This window comes from Exiguobacterium sp. TNDT2, from assembly GCF_003331145.1.
Classification (GTDB): Bacteria; Bacillota; Bacilli; order Exiguobacteriales; family Exiguobacteriaceae; genus Exiguobacterium.
Genome location: NZ_QLVE01000024.1, coordinates 66,701 through 87,455, shown reverse-complemented (window position 1 = coordinate 87,455; position 20,755 = coordinate 66,701). Strand labels below are relative to the sequence as shown.

The 20,755-nt window shown below is 49.8% G+C and carries 23 protein-coding genes and 2 pseudogenes; 18 read left to right on the top strand and 7 right to left on the bottom strand.

All coding sequences use genetic code 11. From position 1 onward, the window contains the following. Window positions 1-16: 16 nt before the first annotated feature. The 4 genes and pseudogenes from DPV68_RS12035 to DPV68_RS15090 all read left to right on the top strand — a co-directional run. A complete protein-coding gene (locus DPV68_RS12035) occupies window positions 17-631 on the top strand; it encodes a flavodoxin family protein (protein ID WP_114167045.1) in 615 nt (204 codons plus the stop codon). 177 nt (window positions 632-808) lie between these two features. Next, a complete protein-coding gene (locus DPV68_RS12030; protein WP_114167044.1) occupies window positions 809-1,312 on the top strand; it encodes a helix-turn-helix domain-containing protein in 504 nt (167 codons plus the stop codon). Further along, window positions 1,305-1,910: a PIN domain-containing protein gene (locus DPV68_RS12025; RefSeq protein ID WP_157964184.1), complete on the top strand. Its 606-nt coding sequence runs from the start codon at window positions 1,305-1,307 to the stop codon at window positions 1,908-1,910. Before DPV68_RS12030 ends, DPV68_RS12025 begins: the two co-directional genes overlap by 8 nt. A 9-nt stretch (window positions 1,911-1,919) precedes the next feature. Then, window positions 1,920-2,102: pseudogene (locus DPV68_RS15090) on the top strand (flavodoxin family protein); the annotation flags it as partial. Window positions 2,103-2,845: 743 nt separating this feature from the next. Here the strand turns inward: DPV68_RS15090 and gnd are convergent. Further along, window positions 2,846-3,727, bottom strand: coding sequence for a phosphogluconate dehydrogenase (NAD(+)-dependent, decarboxylating) (gnd, locus tag DPV68_RS12005; RefSeq protein ID WP_114167040.1), 882 nt, complete (start codon window positions 3,725-3,727; stop codon window positions 2,846-2,848). 133 nt (window positions 3,728-3,860) lie between these two features. Here gnd and DPV68_RS14875 point away from each other — a divergent pair, with 133 nt between their 5' ends. From DPV68_RS14875 to DPV68_RS11990, 4 genes are all read left to right on the top strand, one after another. Then, window positions 3,861-4,001 (top strand): hypothetical protein, encoded by a 141-nt coding sequence (locus DPV68_RS14875; RefSeq protein WP_157964183.1) that lies wholly within the window; start codon window positions 3,861-3,863, stop codon window positions 3,999-4,001. A 70-nt stretch (window positions 4,002-4,071) separates the two neighbouring features. Then, window positions 4,072-4,917 carry a YihY/virulence factor BrkB family protein gene (locus DPV68_RS12000; RefSeq protein WP_114167039.1) on the top strand — a complete coding sequence of 282 codons (846 nt, stop codon included), beginning with the start codon at window positions 4,072-4,074 and terminating at the stop codon, window positions 4,915-4,917. Between the two features lie 108 nt (window positions 4,918-5,025). Continuing rightward, the gene (locus DPV68_RS11995; RefSeq protein ID WP_114167038.1) at window positions 5,026-5,949 is read left to right on the top strand and encodes an LCP family glycopolymer transferase; all 924 of its coding nucleotides are present in this window, start codon (window positions 5,026-5,028) and stop codon (window positions 5,947-5,949) included. An 81-nt stretch (window positions 5,950-6,030) separates the two neighbouring features. Further along, on the top strand, window positions 6,031-7,227 hold the full coding sequence (locus tag DPV68_RS11990) for an alpha-amylase family glycosyl hydrolase (RefSeq protein WP_114167037.1): 1,197 nt from the start codon (window positions 6,031-6,033) through the stop codon (window positions 7,225-7,227). Between the two features lie 44 nt (window positions 7,228-7,271). Here DPV68_RS11990 and galE read toward each other — a convergent pair whose 3' ends face one another. After that, entirely contained in the window at window positions 7,272-8,285 is a 1,014-nt protein-coding gene (gene galE, locus DPV68_RS11985; protein ID WP_114167036.1) for a UDP-glucose 4-epimerase GalE, read from the bottom strand. A gap of 30 nt (window positions 8,286-8,315) precedes the next feature. Continuing rightward, entirely contained in the window at window positions 8,316-9,242 is a 927-nt protein-coding gene (locus DPV68_RS11980; protein WP_157964182.1) for a hypothetical protein, read from the bottom strand. A 459-nt stretch (window positions 9,243-9,701) separates the two neighbouring features. On the opposite strand from DPV68_RS11980, the gene DPV68_RS11975 reads away from it, so the two are divergent. After that, entirely contained in the window at window positions 9,702-10,469 is a 768-nt protein-coding gene (locus DPV68_RS11975; RefSeq protein WP_114167034.1) for a tyrosine-protein phosphatase, read from the top strand. 205 nt (window positions 10,470-10,674) lie between these two features. On the opposite strand, the gene DPV68_RS11970 is transcribed toward DPV68_RS11975, so the two are convergent. After that, on the bottom strand, window positions 10,675-11,892 hold the full coding sequence (locus DPV68_RS11970) for a glycoside hydrolase family 43 protein (protein ID WP_157964181.1): 1,218 nt from the start codon (window positions 11,890-11,892) through the stop codon (window positions 10,675-10,677). Window positions 11,893-12,226: 334 nt separating this feature from the next. Between DPV68_RS11970 and DPV68_RS11965 the strand changes: the two genes are divergently transcribed. From DPV68_RS11965 to DPV68_RS11950, 4 genes are all read left to right on the top strand, one after another. Beyond that, a complete protein-coding gene (locus DPV68_RS11965; RefSeq protein WP_114167032.1) occupies window positions 12,227-12,613 on the top strand; it encodes a substrate-binding domain-containing protein in 387 nt (128 codons plus the stop codon). A 94-nt stretch (window positions 12,614-12,707) separates the two neighbouring features. Then, entirely contained in the window at window positions 12,708-13,679 is a 972-nt protein-coding gene (locus tag DPV68_RS11960) for an aldose epimerase family protein (RefSeq protein WP_232819632.1), read from the top strand. Between the two features lie 175 nt (window positions 13,680-13,854). Beyond that, a complete protein-coding gene (locus DPV68_RS11955) occupies window positions 13,855-15,243 on the top strand; it encodes an AAA family ATPase (protein ID WP_157964179.1) in 1,389 nt (462 codons plus the stop codon). Beyond that, the gene (locus DPV68_RS11950) at window positions 15,233-15,778 is read left to right on the top strand and encodes a hypothetical protein (protein WP_114167029.1); all 546 of its coding nucleotides are present in this window, start codon (window positions 15,233-15,235) and stop codon (window positions 15,776-15,778) included. Before DPV68_RS11955 ends, DPV68_RS11950 begins: the two co-directional genes overlap by 11 nt. A 217-nt stretch (window positions 15,779-15,995) precedes the next feature. Here the strand turns inward: DPV68_RS11950 and DPV68_RS15230 are convergent. Continuing rightward, window positions 15,996-16,130 (bottom strand): annotated as a pseudogene (locus tag DPV68_RS15230) (IS30 family transposase); the annotation flags it as partial. 42 nt (window positions 16,131-16,172) lie between these two features. Next, window positions 16,173-16,304: a helix-turn-helix domain-containing protein gene (locus tag DPV68_RS15200; protein ID WP_157964178.1), complete on the bottom strand. Its 132-nt coding sequence runs from the start codon at window positions 16,302-16,304 to the stop codon at window positions 16,173-16,175. Window positions 16,305-16,598: 294 nt separating this feature from the next. Between DPV68_RS15200 and DPV68_RS11935 the strand changes: the two genes are divergently transcribed. The 3 genes from DPV68_RS11935 (at window position 16,599) to DPV68_RS11925 (ending at window position 18,030) form a co-directional block, all read left to right on the top strand. Then, complete coding sequence (locus DPV68_RS11935; RefSeq protein ID WP_114167027.1) at window positions 16,599-16,880, top strand: AbrB/MazE/SpoVT family DNA-binding domain-containing protein; 282 nt, start codon at window positions 16,599-16,601, stop codon at window positions 16,878-16,880. A gap of 84 nt (window positions 16,881-16,964) precedes the next feature. Then, the gene (locus DPV68_RS11930) at window positions 16,965-17,333 is read left to right on the top strand and encodes a type II toxin-antitoxin system PemK/MazF family toxin (protein WP_198662305.1); all 369 of its coding nucleotides are present in this window, start codon (window positions 16,965-16,967) and stop codon (window positions 17,331-17,333) included. A gap of 241 nt (window positions 17,334-17,574) precedes the next feature. Continuing rightward, complete coding sequence (locus DPV68_RS11925; protein ID WP_114167025.1) at window positions 17,575-18,030, top strand: hypothetical protein; 456 nt, start codon at window positions 17,575-17,577, stop codon at window positions 18,028-18,030. Window positions 18,031-18,072: 42 nt separating this feature from the next. Here DPV68_RS11925 and DPV68_RS11920 read toward each other — a convergent pair whose 3' ends face one another. Continuing rightward, the gene (locus DPV68_RS11920; RefSeq protein WP_114167024.1) at window positions 18,073-18,720 is read right to left on the bottom strand and encodes an acetyltransferase; all 648 of its coding nucleotides are present in this window, start codon (window positions 18,718-18,720) and stop codon (window positions 18,073-18,075) included. 298 nt (window positions 18,721-19,018) lie between these two features. Here DPV68_RS11920 and DPV68_RS11915 point away from each other — a divergent pair, with 298 nt between their 5' ends. Both DPV68_RS11915 and DPV68_RS11910 read left to right on the top strand, forming a co-directional pair. Then, a complete protein-coding gene (locus DPV68_RS11915; RefSeq protein ID WP_198662304.1) occupies window positions 19,019-19,849 on the top strand; it encodes an aldolase/citrate lyase family protein in 831 nt (276 codons plus the stop codon). After that, entirely contained in the window at window positions 19,762-20,754 is a 993-nt protein-coding gene (locus tag DPV68_RS11910) for an NAD(P)-dependent oxidoreductase (protein ID WP_114167022.1), read from the top strand. Before DPV68_RS11915 ends, DPV68_RS11910 begins: the two co-directional genes overlap by 88 nt. Window position 20,755: the final 1 nt, after the last annotated feature.

Sequence of the window (20,755 nt, the reverse complement as noted above, 5' to 3'; positions counted from 1 at the left end):
CTTAAGGAGGGATTCGATGAAAGCCTTATTCTTGAACTGTTCTTTGAAGGGCGGGGACACGACCTCGCACACGGAAGGGCTCATGAAAGATATCATCCCGCACTTCGATAAGCTCGGGGTCGACTCGGAGATTGTCCGGGTCGTCGACTACAATGTCGCGTTCGGGGTGACGGAAGATGAAGGGGACGGGGATGAGTGGCCGCAAATCTTCGAGAAAGTGAAGGCGGCCGATATCCTCATCGTTGGTACACCGCTTTGGCTCGGCGAGAAGAGTAGCGTCGCCACGCAAGTCATTGAGCGGCTATATGGTGGTAGCCGTTTGACGAACGACAAAGGACAGGCTATCTACTACAACAAAGTCGGCGGTGTCGTTGTGACGGGGAACGAGGACGGAGCGAAGCACGCCTGTGCATCCATCTTATATGGGCTGTCCCATATCGGCTTCACCGTCCCACCGAACGTCGACACGTACTGGGTCGGTGAGGCCGGTCCAGGTGACTCGTACATCGATGCCGGCCGCGATAACGCCTTCACGAGAAAAAACGGTCGTGTTATGGCGTACAACTTGTATCATTTCGCCAATATGTTAAAGCAGACGCCGATTCCGGCTGAAGGGAATATGATGGAGTGAAAAGGCGGCCTCGGCCGTCTTTTTTGTATCAGACAACATCCATTATTGATAATGAGGGAAAGCACATATTTCTGAGAATAGAGAGGCATTTGATACTTTTTGTAATGGGGTCTATAATAAGTATTAGGTTTCGTTTGTTTCGTTTGTTTCATTTATTTCGAAAAAGGAGTGATTAGAATGGAAAAGAAATTGATGGATATGCTCTTTCAAATTATTGAAGATGATCCACAATTCAAAGTTATTGAGACGACTAAAGATTTGACGAGTGAACGTTTACGGCTTCGGGCGTCAATTGGCAGAGCGATAAATCGCTTAAAAGAGATGGAAAAAGAGATAGACCTAGATTTGACTGATGAAGATATTCAACTGATTCACAAGTATGCCCTACCGAAAAATGCGCTTGAGGCCGTTCCTGAACACTTGACTGTTTCAGAAGTGGCGCAACTAATTGAAGTATCTCCCCAAATGGTCCGAAGAAAATGTATGACCGGCGAGATTCTAGCTCATCGTACGTTGAATGGAAAAGGTAAGTGGCGGATTCCTGCCAATCAATTCATGACACATCCTCGCTTTGAAGAGTTGGTCATGAAATATCAGCTTTTGAGAGAATCTAGTGAAAAAGTGGCGTCTGCTATGGTGAAACTTGCTGAGAAAGATGAGAAATCTTTGCAAGATGCATAAGTATATTGTAGATACAAATATATTTCGAGATGCTAGTGCGCCAGGGAATGACGAAGCAACTAAAACTAGACGTAAGCAAGCGAAAGAATTTTTTCGGAAAATGGTGGATGACGAGAAAGCGATTTTGTTAATTCCTGATGAAGTAAAACTCGAACTGATGGTTCAAATGGTTGCAAAAGGTTTGCGAACAAGTGAAATGCGAAAGATTGCTAGGTTAATTAACCAATGCACGCAATCTTCAAGCAAACTAAGTTCAGAAATGGAACAACATCTTCGGCTTATGAGTGCTTTTATTTCTAAGCATTACCGAGAGAAGTTTGAACAAGAAACAGGGGTAAAAGCTGAATACCTTCGAACTTCCGATGCCCGTATTCTATACAATGCATTTTTTGAGGAAGGTATCATTGCTACGCGAAATGTAAAAGATTTTTTGTTGTATTTAGTATTGAATGACTTTGACGAGGAAGTACTATACAACATTGGGAACAGCAATTTTGTGAGAATATCTGCTGAACTTCATGAAACAATCCATCAAGATACTCGTTTCAGCAATTTGCTTTCTAATTTTATCAGATTGGCTGAACTGCAGGACGAGTAAAAGTAGCCTGTCCCGCCGAACGTTGACACGTACTGGGTCGGTGAGGCCGGTCCGGGTGACTCGTACATCGATGCTGGGCGCGACAACGTCTTCACGAAAAAGAACGGGCGTGTCACGGCGTACCACCTCTACGATTTCGCGAACCTATTGAAGCAAACGCCAATCCCGGCGGAAGGTAATGTGATGGAGTAGACTGCAGCAGAACAGCCCCTAGACATGAGGGGCTGTTCTTGTTAGAAGCGCACTTTAGGCTCTAGCTTGCGAAAATGTTCTAACAACCAAATCGAGATGTCATCGATGAAGTCTTCCCCGACCCAGCGTGGCTCCAAGTGTAACCAATTCACAGCCGAGTCCGATTAGGAGGACCATGATCCCGTTCGACAGCCAGGCCATCCTCGCACGCATTATGACTTGATCAACACGGAGCGTGACATAAATGTTCTTCATTCCCTTTTGATAAATCACGATCATCTCGACACCGCTACCATCCTCTGCTGTTCGTCGGAGCCTGAGGAAGGAAATGGGCTCGGGTAGCAGGGATGGCATAGGCCTGAAAGTAGAACAGACCGCCATGTTCGGAAGCATGAAACGCTTGCTGGACGAGACTGATAAAGCAAGCATCCAAATCGCGCCAATCATTTGTCTGTCGACGAAATACTGGCCTGTCTCCGGGCTAATAAAGCTCTTTCGGGATATAAATGTTTATAATCCGGTAGTTTACGTATCATGCCGGCTCCTTCTGTGTCACAAGATATGCTGCTCTTTCATCATACGTCTGCTGAAGCGAAAAGAGTTTTACAGAAATTAGTATATTTAATCACCGAATGTATAGATGTTCCATTCATATCAACGTTTGTTCACAACGAGACGAGCGGATAACTGTCCCAGTACAAAAAAACGTCGCCCGAGTTCGACTCGATCGACGCTTACTGCAATTATTTTTTCTCCACCGCATGCCCGCCGAACTCGTTCCGGAGCGCCGCGACGACTTTTCCGGAGAACGTATCTTCTTCGAGTGAACGTTGTCGCATCATGAGTGACATGGCGATGACCGGCGCCGGCACCCCGTACTCGAGTGCCGTCTCGACCGTCCATTTGCCTTCCCCTGACGCATGCATAACGCCTTTGATCGCGTCGAGCTTCGCGTCCTTATGAAATGCGCTCTCGGTCAATTCCATGAGCCACGAGCGGACGACCGAGCCGTGGTTCCAGACGCGCGCGACTTGCTCGTGGTCATACTCGAACGGACTCTTCTCGAGAATCTCGAATCCTTCGGCGATCGCCTGCATCATGCCGTACTCGATGCCGTTATGGATCATCTTCAAGAAGTGGCCACTGCCACTCGGCCCCGCATACAAATAACCGTTGTCCGTCGACACGTCGCGGAATAACTCTTCGATCTTGCCGAACGCCTCCAAATCCCCGCCGATCATCGTGCAGGCACCGTGCCGCGCCCCTTCCATGCCGCCACTCGTCCCGACGTCAAAGAAGTAAATGAGCTTGTCTTTGAAGTGCTCGGCCCGTCGCATCGACTCCTTATAGTTCGAGTTCCCGCCGTCGATGACGATATCCCCCGGTGACAAGAGCGCATGCAGGTCGTTCAAGACGTGCTCCGTCACGTCGCCCGCCGGCACCATCACCCAGACGACACGCGGCGCCTTCAATCCTTCGATTACTTCTTCAAGCGACTGTGTCGTCTCGAACTGACTCGTCGACACGTTGCCCGGGTCATAGCCGAGCACCCGGTGTCCATTGTCCGTCAAGTTGAGCGCCAAGTTCAGTCCCATCTTCCCAAGTCCGATCATTCCTAGTTCCATATCGGTTCACCCCTCGTTGATTTGGTTTCCTATAAGGGTTACCCGAAACGGAGACAATTCAAAAGGGTTGCTTTGCTTCATCGATGCGGTAGGCAAGGAGCGAGCTGACTAGCAGACGTTTTCAAGTGACCATATGGCCGCTTTCAAAAACCAGGACGTCTTTCGACTCGAGGGGTCGGGTGGAAAAGCAAGCGACGGCATCTATTACTGGAAGCCGGACGCGGCGTCACTCGAAGACGTGAAATCGTATCTCGGACAATTGATGGCACAGTGACGGCTCGCCTCATCCAATCGGATGGGGCGTTTTGATTTGTGTCATAATAAAAAGAAAAGGAGTGGCCCGAGTGCTCGACCGCCTGATCCGCCTCATCATCGATGTCCGCCATCGGTTCAAGGACCACCACATCAACGATTACAGTGCGACGCTCGCTTTCTTCTGGTTTCTCGCCATCTTCCCGACGTTCGTCCTCTTGTTTGCCGTCATGGCGTGGCTTGACATCGACGACGCCTTGTTGATTGAGCAGATTGAGATTCTCATCCCGGGTTCGAGCGTGCGGGACATGTTGTCGATCGTCTATGACGTGAGCGGCAACATCAACGCCGGGCTCGTCTCGATCGGGGCCATCATTGCCGTCTGGTCGGCATCGAACGGGACGGCTCGCCTCGTCAAGCTGACCGTGTTCGCCTACGGGGAGACGGAGGCTCGGAGTTACGTCGTCCGCCGATTGATTGGTTTCTTCACGCTCATCGCCTTCAGCATCGGGGCGGTCATCTTGATCGTGTTCCACATCTTTGGCCGTGAGTTCGTCGAGCTCATGTACACGTGGTTCCCGCGGCTCGAGGATTTTGACCGGCTGGCGACAATCACACGCTACACGGTGTCGACCGTCATCCTCATCTTCGCGTTCTCGCTCTTCTATAAGATTGCCCCGCAGCAACACGTCACATTCACGGAGACGCTCCCCGGTGCCGTCTTTGCTGTCATCTCCTGGCAGATGCTCTCGACCGCCTACAGCATCTACGTCGACAGGTTCTCCATGTTCGGTGACACGTATGGCACGATCGGCATCGTCATCTTACTTCAGATTTGGCTATATTTGACGGCGGCGACGATACTGCTCGGGGCGGAAATCAATGCAGCCTGGCCCGACCATAGGCGTGATACCTATCATCAGACACATTTTCCGTGAAAATTGAAAAGATATGGGTAGAATTTTTTGGGAACGCACTATAATACAAGGCATGAAGTGGGAAAACATCTGTATCAAAATCTGAGATTTTTGAAAGCAGGTGCATAGATGGCGAGACACAAGAAGAAATCAAACTGGAAAAAAGTGTTGATGATCACGCTCGGCGTCTTGACGGTCTTCCTCGTCGCCGGCGGCTTGTTCGTCTGGTCGATGTATCGGGACGTCAACGAGACGGTGACGAAAGTGAACGACAATTTGGAGATCAGCGAGGAGCGGAAACAAGTCGAGACGATCGAGCAGAAAGAATCCATTTCGGTCTTACTGCTCGGAATTGACCGTCGCGACGGTGAGCAAGGGCGGAGCGACTCGATCATCGTCATGACGCTCAATCCGGAGACGGATGAAGGGGCGATGCTCAGCATCCCGCGGGATACGTTGACAGAGATCGTCGGGAAAGGCATGAACGACAAGATTAACCATGCCTACGCGTTCGGCGGGGCCGAGATGGCGATGGATTCAGTCGAAGCGCTCCTCGACATCCCGATCGATTACGTCGTCGAGGCAGACATGGAGGCGTTCACCGAGATCGTCGACGCGCTCGGCGGCATCACGGTGACGAACAACTTCGCGTTCTCGTCGGACGGCTACTCGTATCCGGTCGGGCAGGTCGATTTGAATGGTGCCTCGGCGTTATCGTACGCCCAAATGCGCTACGATGACCCGAACGGGGACTTCGGTCGTCAGGAGCGGCAGCGCGCCGTCGTCGCGGCCATCGTCGAGAAGGGACGTTCCAACTTCTCGGTCGATAAAGTGACGAAATTGCTCGACGTCGCCGGCCACCGGGCCAAGACGAACATCGAATTCAACGAGCTCGTGACGCTATCGACGGACTATATGAAGGCATTCCGGAACGCCAGCACGCTAAGAATCGAAGGAGTGGGCGGATTGGAGTCGGACGGCATCTACTACTGGCATCCGGATGAAGCCTCGCTCGCCGACGTCCAAGCCGAACTGCAACGTTTGATGAACTGAGTCGTCCTTTGGGACGGCTTTTTTTGCGTTTGAAATGTGCTTATTGGTGGGAGTGATAAAGAGACACAGAGGAGGGGTTATATGCTTTGGGAAACTGTTGAACCGATCATCAACCGATTAGAGGACGACCATACAGCAGAAGATTGGCAAGAGCTGTTCGGTAAGTGGGACGGGCATCACTGGCACGACGGGGAGAAGGTGAGCGAGAAGACGAGTATCCTCATAATGGACGCGAACGCCGTCACGACGGACGGGCACCCGGACTTGGACGCACTCCATGAGCTATTAAAAAAACACGTTCAGGCGTCGATCAGCGATTTGTATCTCGTCTCGCTCTTCCCGTATGCGGCGAAACCGACCGACACGGCCGTCAACCCGCGCATCCGGCTATATGAAGACCTCGGACGCTTCACTCATGAGTTCGAGCTCATGTATGACACCGAGCCCGACGTCTATAACGAGCTGCAGTTCAATCTGCTCGAAGAGACGGACGCCTTCATCGAGCGGCTCGCGCAAGGGGCGACGAAGCTGCGCGTCCACGTCCAGTCGTTCCGCGGCATGCCGGAGGAGAGTATCAAGCGTGTCATCGAACTTTGGCACGCGGTACTCCATCACTATAAACCGCACGGGCAGTTGGTACTCGCCTATGAAGGGGATGTGCAAGACATTGGCTCGTACGTCAACGTCGCCGACGCCATCTGTCACTTCGACCTCGCCTCGCACACGATGCTCGCCTTAGCGCAAGGTGATGCCAAACGGCTATCCGACTGGGCGAAGCGGATCGAGGCGCCGGGATTCGGGAAGACATACTTCAACTTCTTATCGATTCATGAGCGCGACCCGTTCGAGAAGAATTTGATCGAGCCGAGCGTCGACATGATTCTTGCCGCCCATAGTATCCTGTTCTCGCTGCAAGGTATCCCGGCCGTCGATTACCGGACGCTCCTTGGCATCTCGTCACCGATCGACCGTGACGCGCTCATCCACGAGCTGAAGACGGACCCGTACCGCCTGCAAGTGTTCTCGGGCATCATCAGCCAGTTGAACGTCAAACGGACGCATCCGGCGTTCTCGCCGTATGCCGAGCAGCGGATTGACACGTCCGACAAGCGTGTCTTCACGGTCGAACGAAAGAGTGAAGGAGAGACGCTCATGCTGTACACGAACGTGAGCGAGGAATCGGTCACAATCCGGACGCGTGGGACGAATTTGTTCACGGGCGAACCGGTCGAGACGATCGAACTCGGCGCTTACGGCTACGCCTGGATTAAACGATAAAACAAGCAGGTCCCCATCGAATTGGATGGGGACCTGTTTTCGGATTAGCGATAACCGTTCGGGTTGTTCGCTTGCCAGTTCCAAGCGTCGCGGCACATGGCGCGGATGTCATGTTTCGCTTCCCAGCCGAGCACGCGCTTCGATTTCGATGGGTCGGCAAAGCACACGGCGATGTCACCTGGACGGCGCGGTGCCACTTTGTATGGGACGGCCTTGCCACTCTCGGTCTCGAACGCTTTGACGAGGTCGAGGACGCTGTAGCCGGTCCCGGTCCCGAGGTTGAACGCCTCGGCGCCGGTATGGTCCATGACATAGTCGAGCGCCTTCAAGTGACCCTCGGCCAAGTCGACGACGTGGATGTAGTCGCGGACACCGGTCCCGTCCGACGTGTCGTAATCGTCACCGAACACGCTCAACTCGTCCAAGCGGCCGACGGCGACTTGTGTGATATACGGCATCAAGTTGTTCGGCATGTCGAACGGGTCCTCACCGATTTGGCCCGACTCGTGGGCACCGATCGGGTTGAAGTAACGCAATAGGGCGATGCTCCATGACGGGTCGGCGACGGCGAGATCACGCAAGATTTCCTCGATCATCAGTTTCGTCCGACCGTACGGGTTCGTCGCACTGAGCGGAAACGACTCGTCGATCGGGGTCCGTTCCGGCATACCGTATACGGTCGCCGAGGAGCTGAAGACGATCCGTTTCACGTCGAACGCGTCCATCACGTCAAGCAGGACCGTCGTGCCGACGACGTTGTTCTCGTAATAACGGAGCGGCTCCGACACCGACTCGCCGACGGCTTTCAATCCGGCGAAGTGGATGACGGCGTCAATCGTATGTGCCAAGAAGATTTGTTCGAGCCGTTCGCGGTCGAGCAGGTCACCGAGATAGAACGTGACCGATTTCCCGGTCAACGTCTCGACCCGGTCGAGCGCCTCGCGGCGGCTGTTCGACAAGTTGTCGAGGACGATGACGTCGTAGTCGTTTTCAAGCAGTTGAAGGACAGTGTGTGTGCCGATATAGCCGGCACCGCCTGTGACGAGAATGGTATGCATAGGATGGACCCCTTCCTGAATAGGTTTTGATTATTTTTCGGTCACTCGGATTCGTGTCGACACCCCATCCGTACTGGCGAACAGGCGCAGCGAGTACTTCGGGCTCTCGAAGACGATCGCGTCTTCCGTCTCGTACACCGGGGTGCCGAGCTGTTGGAATGCCTCTTTCGTCGTCGGGGTGTTCATCCAGTCGATGGCGTGGACCGCCTCGTCTTGGATGACGAAGAAGATGCCGGTATAAAACGCATACTCATTTAACGCGTCCTCGTCACGGCCGAACGGCTCACCTAGAACGTCATACAGTTCGGTCTCACTGAACGACAAGTACTCGTCGACGGTCGCCCGTTCGAGATAGATTTGATCGACACCCGACTTTAAGAAATTGAGCACTTGTTGGTCGCTGAGTGTGAATGATTTCCATACCGGCGTCGTCGAGGCGAGCGGTGCCCACGCCGTCACGTCAGCTCCGAGATCAAGCAAGACGTGGTCGTCTCGTTCTTCGAGGACGTCATAGCGGTCGCCGATGTCCCCGACGTACGTCACATCCGTCCCGTTCGGTTCACTCAGGAGCGAGACGTTCTTCTCGGTGAGCCACACCTCGGTCGGTTCCGGCATCTCGGCGACCGGTTCCGGTTTTGGCTCTGCCGTCGGCGTGTTGACGTCTACTTGCTCACTCGGCTCAAAGAGTGCTGCTACATACGGATACCCGATATAGCCACCGCCTACTAGTAACCCGATCAAGGCGCAGACGCCCAGCCGTTTGGCTCCGGACTTCTTTCGGGGTCGGGCCGGTTCGATTGTCCGTTGATATTTCGCTCGTTCCGAGCGGTATGGTACTTGTATTTCAGCAGTATAACGTTTCTTTTCGCCAGACGAATTGATTTGATGTTCAACAGGTGAGTAAATTGATGCGATGATAGTTTGCTTATCCAGTTCAGGTGAAACAGGTGTGGACACTGCTTCGACACTTTGCTTTTTAGACGCAACGACTGTGTCAATTCGTTCTAATAATTCGACATAATATAACAGGAAAGCGTGACACCGTTTTCCTTTTTTAACCCATGAATTAAAGTCGTTCGCCGATAAAGTATCAGTGGATAAAAAAGACAGTGTTTCCCCAGTTAATTCTTGAAATGAGACAACAAGTGGTTTCCCATTATGTAAATTTTTTTGAATTTTTGCGCGTAATACGGTCCGTTTTGAGCTGTCATGCTTGGCATATAGCTGAAGTAAGCGCTCACTTTCATGCACAGTATCTCTCTCCTTTTACAAAAAGTCCTTAATTAAAATTTTAGCAGATATAGGATTTAAAGATACAATTATTTGAAGCGAATATTCAGTAGACTGAAGGATTGAAACTAAGGGTATAAGTAGTAAACTTATATCTTTATTCCCCATCTAAAAGGAGAGTAATTTATGATTGATATTCATTGTCATTTTCTTCCCGGAATCGATGATGGGCCAAAGAGTATGAATCAGGCAATTGAAATGGGCGATTATGCTAATGGAGAAGGTGTATCTGCGATTATAGTCACGCCTCATGCTTTCCATAGTCACTTTGATACCGCTGATTTAGATGTTTACAGTGCGGTCACCATGCTTCAACAGGAATTACGAAAACGAGACATTGCTCTTGAATTGTATGCGGGTCAAGAGATTCGGATATTTGGTGAGTTACTAGACGCTCTTGAAAAAGGAAAAGCGTTACCACTTGCTGAATCGCGGTATGTTTTAATTGAGTTTCCAAGTGATTTTATACCTGCTTATACGGAATCTCTTTTTTTCAATCTACAAATAGAGGGATATATTCCGATCATTGCCCATCCCGAACGCAATAGACAATTCGCAATGAATCCGAAGCGATTATTCAACTTTGTCTCCTCTGGCGTTTTGTCCCAGATTACAACAAGCAGTTTAACTGGTCTTTTCGGTAAAAATGTACAAAGTCTTGCCTATGCTTTTTTACGCAATAATTTAAGTCACTTTGTCGCTTCAGATGCTCATAATCTTGAAAATCGTTCGTTTCATTGGATTGATGCTAAAAAACTCATTATTTCGGAATTAGGAGTCGAGAAGTGGGAAAGGTATACAATGAATGCAGAAGCCATTTTAAAAGATGAATATATTAACTTAGAACCCCCAACATTGCCCGTGAAAAATTGGATGGGGAAATGGAAGTTATGATGCGTAGAAACGTATTATTGATAGATGCTGGTGAGTGTCCTGTCCTTCTAAGCAATTAACAGACCCTTAATTAAAAGTCTCCTTATTAAAGATTTATGTCTGAACTCATCACATTTAAAAATTCAAAAACATGAGTGTTAGTACTTGAATGGACATAAAAACAGGCACGCCCCTTCTTTGTAGCCAAGGGACCGTGCCTGTTTGTTTAGTTCACTTGACGCAGTTCGATACGTTTGACGTCTAGTTCAACCTCACTCGACAGTTCAAATGCCACGGTGCCGCTCTGTAACTCAATTGCATCAAACACGACCATGTTGAGCGTTGGCGCAACCCCGTCATTTTGGAGGGCCATACCTCGAATTTCTTGGTCATCAATCGTGAGCGTGAGTGGGGTCTCGTCTTGGTTTTCGATATAGGCGATAACTTGATAACGTCCGCTCTCAGGAATGTCGAGTCGCAGGTCTAATGGGCTATCAGGTGTCATCGATTCATTCAGCTCGACAGCAAGTGCTCCTGTCTGGCCTGAGGGGAGCGGGAGAGCTTCATCTGTCGAGACCGGTTCACCGAACACCGGGACATTGTCCTCCCACGTGAACGGCTGCATCCGCACGTTACGCGTCCAACCGCTCCCTTCGGCGCGGGCAGCGTGATAGACGATCCAGTCCTCGCTTCCGTCAGGGGATGTCACGAACGAGGCGTGGCCGGGACCGAAAACGTCTTCATTCGATGAGAATACAGGTTCTTCTTGTTTGGTCCAGGTATCAGGATCCATCAAGTCGGCATCACTAGGCGCCGACAATAGGCCGAGCTGGTAAAAGTCGGTCCAACTGCCACTCGCTGAATAGACGATATGGATTTGATCCTCTTTCATCAGGATTTGAGGCCCTTCGTTGATTAACGGTGGGGCACCGAGCGACTCCCAGTCATAGGTCGGACGAGACAACTCGACCCGCTCGCTCGAAATCGTCATCGGGTCGGACATCTCGGCGATATACAGGTATTGGCTGACGTTGACGTCGCCTTCCCAACCCGACCAGACGTAATACAGGTCATCGCCGTTCTTGAGAATCGTGCCATCGATGGCCCACTTACCGGATGGGTCCTCGATGACACCTTTTTCTGTGTAATCGGAGAACGGGTCCGCGGTCGCCGACTCGAGCACGTACATCTTGTGCACCTCGCCCGGCATGACGGCCGCATAGTAGACGTACCAGCGGTCGTTCACGAAATGGATTTCCGGGGCCCAAATGTCCCGTTCGCCTTTCGTCGGTTGCCAGATGACTTTCGACTCGGCTGTCGCCAGTTCGGTTGGGGCATCGGTGCGCCATAGTGTGACGTTGCTGCCGGTCGTCTGCGTGTATACGTATGACCCGTCATGCTCATATAAGAACGGATCAGCCCCGTCCGGTAAAATCGGGTTCATGAACGTATCACTCTCGGTCAATTGGTCCGCCCGTGTGAGCGATCACCCGACGAGTGCGATGACGATGACGCCGACTAGGACGGCAATGATCCACATTGATTTTCGATTCATAAGCTCCTCCTTTAGAAGAAAAGGTGCCCTTGAGAGGCACCTGTGATGGATTAACGGATGTCGTGATGCCACTGGTCATTGATTTAGCGGATCGTCTCGAGCGGGACTTCGGTTCCTGGTCATACGTCAGCAACCCGTTGATCTCTTGTTCGACATCTGTCAGTAGCGTATAGCAATAGCCGTGGAGCGCGCGTGACGCATAGACGGCTTCCATGATGCGGTCATGAAAGGCAACGGCGTCTTCTTGCCGGAGCGAATGATGGTCGGCAAGTTCTTGGCAGACGACGGATATCGGATGATGAATGTGATGATCACGGAAGACGAAGTGCCGAAAGCATTGCTGATTGCGAGCGACACGCTGGCCATCGGTGCTCTGCGTACCCTCCATGAGAAAGGGGTACGCGTCCCGCAAGACGTCTCGATCATCAGCATCAACGACATCAGCGTCTCGAAGTACGTGTATCCAGCCTTGTCGACGATTCATGTCCATACGGAGATGATGGGGGAGACGAGTGTCGAGCTTTTATTAGAGCGATTGAACGGTCGAAAGATCGGCAAGAAAGTCGTCTTGCCGACAGAATTGATTCTTCGCAACAGCAGCCGGGTCTAATCCGTCACACATTTTGTGTGACGGTTTTTTTGATGGGATTATAGATCGTGAAGTGCGGGAACAAGTAGCATAGTTGCTATTCTAATCAAAGTAGGTGAGCCAGTTGAGAGAAGGAACGATTGAAAACAAGAACGGCATGCGCTTGTCGGCCATTTCGTACGGGTGTGCCATGACCGAGTTGACGGCACCGGACCGTGACGGAAACATGGGTTCCGTCATTTTGAAGTACGCGCGTCCCGAACAATACCTCGAGAACCCGGTCTATCTTGGCTCCGTCGTCGGACGGATCGCCGGACGGATCCGCAATGCAGAGATCGATGGGGTGGCCTTGACCCCGAGCGAGGACCCGCATCATATCCACGGCGGGGACGAAGGCATCACGTTCCGACATTGGGACATGGACGTCGAGGGACAAGCGATCACGTTCACGTATGTAAGCCCGGACGGTGAAGAAGGCTATCCCGGCAACGTCACGTTCAAAGTCGTCTATGAGTTGACGGACGACAACGAGCTCGTCGTCACGATGACGGCCCAGACGGACAAACGGACGTGGGTGAACTTGAACCATCACAACTATTTCAATCTCGGCGGACGGCCGACGATTCACGACCATGTGTTGACGCTCCCGGCCGACCACGTCGCGAAGCTCGATGACGAGTCGCTGCCGACGGGCGAATTGTTAGAAGTGGAGGCGACACCGTTCGATTTCCGGGACGGGAAGCCAGTCGGGGAGGCGATTACGTCAGAGGACGAGGCGATTGTGAAGGCTGGGGGACTTGATCATCCGTTCATCTTGAAGGACGGGGTGACCCGGCTGCACGACCCGGTGAGCGGTCGCGTCATGGACGTCGAGACGAACCAGCCGGTCATGGTCGTCTACACGGCCAACTTCCTCAGTGAAGAGACACCGGTCACGCTCGAGGGAAGGCAGAAGTATAGTGCCATCTGTCTCGAAGCGCAGGCGTTCCCCGACGCACCGAACCATCCAGACATCGCCACATCGATTGAACTGAACCCGGGAGAGTTGTATCACTCGAGGACGGTTTATCGGTTTGGGATCAAATAATCAGGAGACCTCACTGCGTAGAGATACGTGGTGGGGTTTTATTCGCTTTTATTTAATTATCATTTGAATCGATGATATGCCATAATTTAGCTAAAGTCATAAATCATGATTTTCTTCAATGCTTACGCTCAAACATTCATTGATTAGATGATCAAACAATGAGGGGAACATGCTCATGAGAATTGAAATAGATTATATTGGATTGATTCAAACAGCAAAAATTGATGTCAATTCAATCACCGTGATTGCAGGAAATAATAATACTGGGAAAAGTACCGTAGGAAAAGTTTTGTACGCCGTGGCGACAGGTTTAAACTTGCTTGAACCTTCAAAGGTTCTTAAAGAAAAAGCGGAAACGATTGCGAATCGACTCCGTCGGATAAATCGAATTGTGCCAATTGATGAAGAGACGGATAGTAAAATCTCTGATTTATATGTCCTTTTAATTTCTGGATTGTATATGGAAGCGGATGAAGAGTTATCTAAAGAAAAGTGGCTTTCTATAGTAAACTCAGAAGCAAGTCGAAACTATACAAAAGAAGTAGAATTGAAATTCAATGCCGCGATTCAATCGAAAGTGGATGGACTATTCGATAATATGCTTGCAAAGGACAGAGGAAATCAGGAATCTATAGTAAATTTAAAAAACGATTTGCTATGGCTTCTCAATAAGTCGATTGATGATGATGACTTTAAATCGAATATTATGCAAAAAGTTTTTGATATAGAGTTCTCGCAACAAATTACAAATGTGAATTTCATGGACGATGATGCGTCGATCTCAATTCAACAAATCAATCAACCTGAAATTCGATTGATTTTTAACAAACATAAATTGAGACCAGATTTGAGTCAAATCCATACAAATCGAATCTTTTCAAAAGCGATTTATATTGATGATCCATTTATTCTAGACGATAAATTCGCTCTCAGTCCCGGATTGTTAAAAAAGAAAAACGCTTCGCTCTCCCATCGGGGACTTGTACGTGAACTCCTCATGCCTACTGAGGGATTAGAAGATGAAAATCTATTTGCCTTGGATGCGCGCGAAGAAAAAATTGATCGGTTATTTACCCAGGTTTTTAATGACGGAAAACTTATTTATAAAAATCGCTCTCTATATTTTAAGGAAAGTAATCACGCACCGCTAATCAACTTCGAAAACCTATCCACAGGAATGAAGTCTTTTTCAATTCTTTACATGTTGATTCAATCAAATAGCTTTGAAGAATGTGAGTATATCATTTTAGACGAGCCGGAAATTCATCTCCACCCGGATTGGCAGCTCAAATATGCTGAACTGATTGTCCTTGTTTCAAAATCATTTAATCTTAAGTTGATTATTGCCTCACATAGTCCTTATTTCATTGAGGCAATTGAGCTATATTCAAAGAAACATGATTACTACGACGATTTGAAATTTTATCGAACAGTTCGTGACGAGTCGACGTTAAATTACACAATTGAGGACGTAACCAATGACTTACCTCTGCTTTATCAAGATTTGGCTAACGCATTTTACAGCTTAGAAGAATTGCGAGATGAGTTAAGCGATGTCGAGTGAGCGAATTCGTGTATTCAAAAACAGATTAGACAGTGAGTTTGATGTTAGTACGATTTCGAACTGTTCATGGGATGATGCCCAATCCGTTACTCTTGTCTCCAACGTGAATCTTCCTGTTTATAACTTTGATTCAATTGTTCAACGCGTCACTGAACAAACAGGACGTTTTCTCACGCCAAGTTCGGTAGATGGCTTGTATATTGACGATGTAAATCTAATTTTCATAGAGTTTAAAAATCAAATTTGGTCAAAAATCAAATCGTCAGATGTTCAACTGAAGGTTCACGAATCCATCGCGTTGTTAAAACTGAAATATGGTTTAAGGGATGAAGATTTTCATGGGAGTACGGTGTACATCGTTCATCGTCCAAATCCGGATACCCCTTCAACACATCGGCATTTTCACAGTTTGCGAACCCCTGACAAATATAAATTCATTGAAGCCGTATTCAATCTGAATGTGATTCGATATAGAGCGGACGATTTTGAGAAAGAGTTGATGGAGCAAAAAGTGTTACCCTTGACTCGCTTGTAAAGGGATAGCGCAATTTGCTTAGACGCCAGGCGTTCCTGGACGCGCCGAACCATCCAGATGTGGCGACGTCAATCGAGTTGAATCCCGGGGGAGTTGTATCACTCGAGGACGGAATATCGGTTTGAGGTGGAATAGAAGTAGATTATTTATGTGACCACTACGTAGTATTGCGTGGTGGTTTTCTAATGCCAACATTGAAACCCTCGTGTGCGGTCTTTCAGCCCAGGCACTTCCGCGGGCGACCATTGATTTTGGCGAGCGCGGCCATGATCTTTCCTTGGCCGACCGTCGCGAAGTCCGATCCTTTCTGGAAGAACTCGCGCAGGAGGCCGTTGGCTTTCTTGTTGTGGCCGGTTCGAGATGGTCAACCCGACGTCTATGTGCCTGCGTGTTTCTACCGGTTTCCGGCGCTTAGCCTTCTGGCGGAGCGCCCGAGCCGTCTCGCAATGGACCGGATGGACATCCCGAGCTCTAGATAGGTCTCTATTTTCATGCGTTCGGCTGTGGTAAGATGGGTGTAGCTCATAGCGATTCCTCCGTCTGAATGTTTGTGTGGTAACTTCATTCTAGACGAGGCCGTCGCTATGGGCTTTTTTACGTTCATTTCGGGGTGTTGCACTTAATTTTATAATTTCCCAGTAAAAAACTATATATTCTATGCAACAATCAAAGGGTTCTGATAGTTTTCCGGGGCTGTCTTTTTTAGGTTCCGGCGACCGCAATGTTGAAATTCAACCGTTCGAAATAATTTAAGTTTGAAATACGTATATACAACGTATATACTTTATATAAGAAATAGTACGTGAAGGAGTTGAATCGAGTGCTACAAACTAAGCGTAAAATCAGTCATCGTGAGGCTAAGCTACAGAGTTGGGGCAACAGTAAGGCTATTCGACTTACAAAAGATATTCTCGAGGAAGCCGGTTTTAATACAAAGGATGATGTTTTGCTTGACGTGGAGGTCGAACCTAATCGGATTACTTTCGTCCGAAAAAATGAGCTAACACCATTTCAAAAATTGTTTGTTGGCTATAACGGCGAAAAACCTGAATCTGAGGAGCTTTGGGATGAAGTAGAACCAATTGGAAAAGAAGATTGTTGAGCAAGTGAAGCGACATAACATCTACTAGCCTGTACTTAATCCTTATCGGAAAAGTACAGGTAATTTTTGATTGGGGGAATGAGGATGACAAAGTTTTATAAAGTTGGTGATATTATAAAAGTTGATATGTCACCATCAAAAGGCCACGAGCAACAAGGTTATCGTCCTGCTTTAGTTGTTTCAGAAGAAACTGTACATAAACAGACAGACTTAATTTGGATTTTGCCAATCACGAATACAGATAAAGGTTTTCCGACTCATGTACCAGTGAACGGACGCACAAAAAATAACAAGACTGCCGATGCAAGCAATCGAACTACCGGGTATGTATTGTGCGAGAAGATAAAAGCCATCGATCCGTTAGCTAGAAAGGTTAAATTGACTGACGAAGCCGACCGTGAATTGATTGAAGAATGTAAAGCAATTATAGACGCGATTACTTATATAGGATAACAAAAGAGTTCCAGCCAATTCGGTCGGAGCTACTTCACTTATGTCTCTACAGACATTTCAAGCATCGCCACTTCATCGTTCGGGAAAAGGCTCAGGAAATTGATAGACGAAGCGCCTTGAAGTGCTTGTCTATGAATTGGGTCGCGTCCCATGCCAATAGAGATAAACATCATTCTTGAATTGAAACCAATGTAGAAGAGGACTCGTATGTGCATTAACACCAATTAAAGGAGTTCTGACCATGAAACGTGAACAACACATCCGCCGCCTCGTTGACTATGCGAAACGAAGTCAACGTTGGGCCATTCTGCTCGCCATCGCTTCCTTCTTGATCACCGGGACGCTCATCCAGGCGGTCGACCAATCTGACTACCTCTTGTTCGGACTCGGATTTCTCGGCATCGTGCCGCTCCTCGTCCGGGAATGGCGTCTCGGGACGATTCGGGCTTCGTTCAACGACAATGCGACGTATCAACGGCTCGTCCGGTTGCCATTCTGGTTGACGCTAATCGGGTTGGTTATTTTTTACTTGCTTCTCGGTTGGTACGATTTCGGTTCGCCTGGCCCATCGATCTTCTTGATGATTGCCGTTTTCCTTGGCGGGATGTACTTGCTCCATCGTTATTTCGAGCGAATCATCTTGAAACTCGAGCCGGATTATATCACCGACCGCGAGCTGCATCGCGAGCTGAAATGAAAAAACGAGGTCACCCAGCGCGGGGAGACCTCGTTTTTGTGTTCACAAGTATCTCTCGTTCATGACCCGTCCCCGAATCGGTTTGGCCGGTGAACCGTAAGCGACGACGTGGTTCGGGATGTCCCTCACGACCGTGGCGCCGGCTCCGATGACCGTGTCGTGACCGATATGGACGTTATGGATGACCGTCGCACTCATGCCGATGAACGAGCGGGTGCCGACATGGACGTTGCCGCCGAGATGGGCACCCGGGGCGATTGAGGCGAACGGTTCGAGCACACAATCGTGATCGACCGATGCCATCGTGTTGATGATGCTGTGCGGACCAATGACGGCGTTCGGATTGATGACGCTTCCGGCCACGACAGCCGTTCCTTCACCGAGTTTCACGTTCTTGCCGATGATGGCGCTCGGATGGATGGCGTTGACGAACTCGAAGTCTGGATTATAGTGTCTCACTTTTTCAGCGATCTGTTCTCGTTGTACATTGTCACCGATGCCAACGATCCCTTTTTTGACAAGCATTTTTGAATCGGCGAAACCTAAAATCGGATAGCCTGCAATGAACTTCCCGAAGAGGGCCGGACTATCATCGTAAATTCCAGCGATCCGATAGATGCCCATCAACTCGAGAATATCAATCAACACTTGCGCGTGACCGCCTGCACCAAATATGACAATCCACTCCACGATTGATCACCCCTTTTTGCCGAAAACTGTCGAAAATATGATTCTGTACGTATGTTATTGCCGATTCTCTCTATTTCAAACAAAACGAAAAGGAAGTAGCGAACATAGTTTGAGATCAAAGCATATTTGAAAGTGTAACGTGTCGCTTCATATATTGGAGTCTTTTCAGAAATTCGAGACAGCGCGATTTGGATTGCAAAAGCATTCTCAAGTTTTCCGTTTTGTTGTTTTTCGGACGGGCTATCTTCCTAACGTAGTCTAATCGATGGGAGGAGTGCTCGCCATGCCTTTGAAGCTGATGTATATCACTAATCAACCCGAGATCGCCTTGCTCGCGGAACAGAACGGGGTCGACTGGGTGTTTGTCGACTTGGAATTGAACGGGAAGGAAGAACGCCAAGGTCATCTCGATACGGTCATCTCGCGGCATGCGATGCGCGATGTGAGCCGGTTGCGTGCCGTCTTGAAGCATGCCGAGCTGCTCGTCCGCGTCAATCCGATTTTCCAAGGGTCACGCTTTGAGATCAATGAGGTCATCAATCGCGGGGCCGACGTCGTCATGTTGCCGTACTACAAGACGGTCGAGGAAGTCATGACGTTCATCGAACTCGTCGACAAGCGGGCGAAAGTCTGTCTGTTATGTGAGACGAAAGAAGCCGTCACCTGCATGCCGGACGTGCTCAAATTACCGGGCATCGACTACATCCACATCGGATTGAATGACCTTCATTTGAGTTACGGGCAACATTTTTTGTTCGAGCCGCTCGCCGACGGAACGGTCGAGACGGTCACGCGTCACATACGGTCGACGGGCATTCCGTACGGATTTGGCGGCATCGCCCGCATCGGGGAAGGGAAGCTCCCTTCCGAGAAAGTGCTCGGGGAGCATGTCCGGCTCGGCTCGTCGCTCGCCATCTTGTCGCGCAGTTTCTGTAATATCGGCTCAATCGGAAAATTTGACCCAAAACAGGCACAAATGTTCCAAGAAGGGGTATGGAAAATTAGAGTGTACGAGCAACAGCTCGAACACACGACACCGGAGTGGTTGGAATTGAACCGGTTGAGCCTCGTCTCGACTGTGCACGCCATCACGACGGAAATCCAGAACCGGAAGGGGATTTTATCTTGAATTTGCTGTCGACAGGAGTGCGTTTGACTCCTGAACAACTCGCAAAACTTGAACAGCTCGGCTATACGGTGACGACGCTCCGCGAAGAAGCAGACGTGACGGAGATTGACGTCTCCGAAGTCGAGGGTTTGATTTGCAACAACGTGTTCCAATATTGCCATGTCGACGATTTTAAACGGCTACGGTTCGTCCAAGCGATCAGTGCCGGACTCGACCGTCTGCCGCTCGATGAGCTCGAGGCACGAGACATCCGCGTTTATAATGCCGGTGACACGTATGCCGTACCGATGGCGGAATGGGTCATCTGGCAACTGCTCGACTTTATGAAACACGGGGCGGCGTTTCGGGAGAAGCAGGCGAACCGGCATTGGGAGAAGGAGCGCCGATTGCGTGAATTGACTGGGAAGACCGTGGCGCTACTCGGGCTCGGGCATGTCGGCGAGGCGGTCGCGACCCGGCTCCGGGCGTTTGACATGACGGTCATCGGCGTCGGCCATCGCGAGAAACAGGTCCCGTTCGTCGACCGCTACGTCTTGATGGATGAATTGCACGACGTCTTGGCCGTGAGCGACGTCGTCGTCATCGCCTTGCCGCTCACTGACGACACGTATCACGTCATTGACGAAGGCGCGATCGCGGCGATGAAAGAAGATGCCGTCCTATTGAACGTCGCGCGCGGGTCGATTATTGACGAGGAGGCGCTCATCGCGGCGCTCGAGGAGGGCAAGTTTTTCGGGGTCGCCTTGGACGTCTTCGAGACCGAGCCGCTGCCGTCCGATCACGCGCTCTACAATTTCGAATGGGTGACGCTCACGCCGCATAACTCTTACGTGTCAGACCGGGTGAATGCGCGTTTATTTGAAAACATGATGAATCATTTGAAAATCGAACAAGTGAACCGCTGAC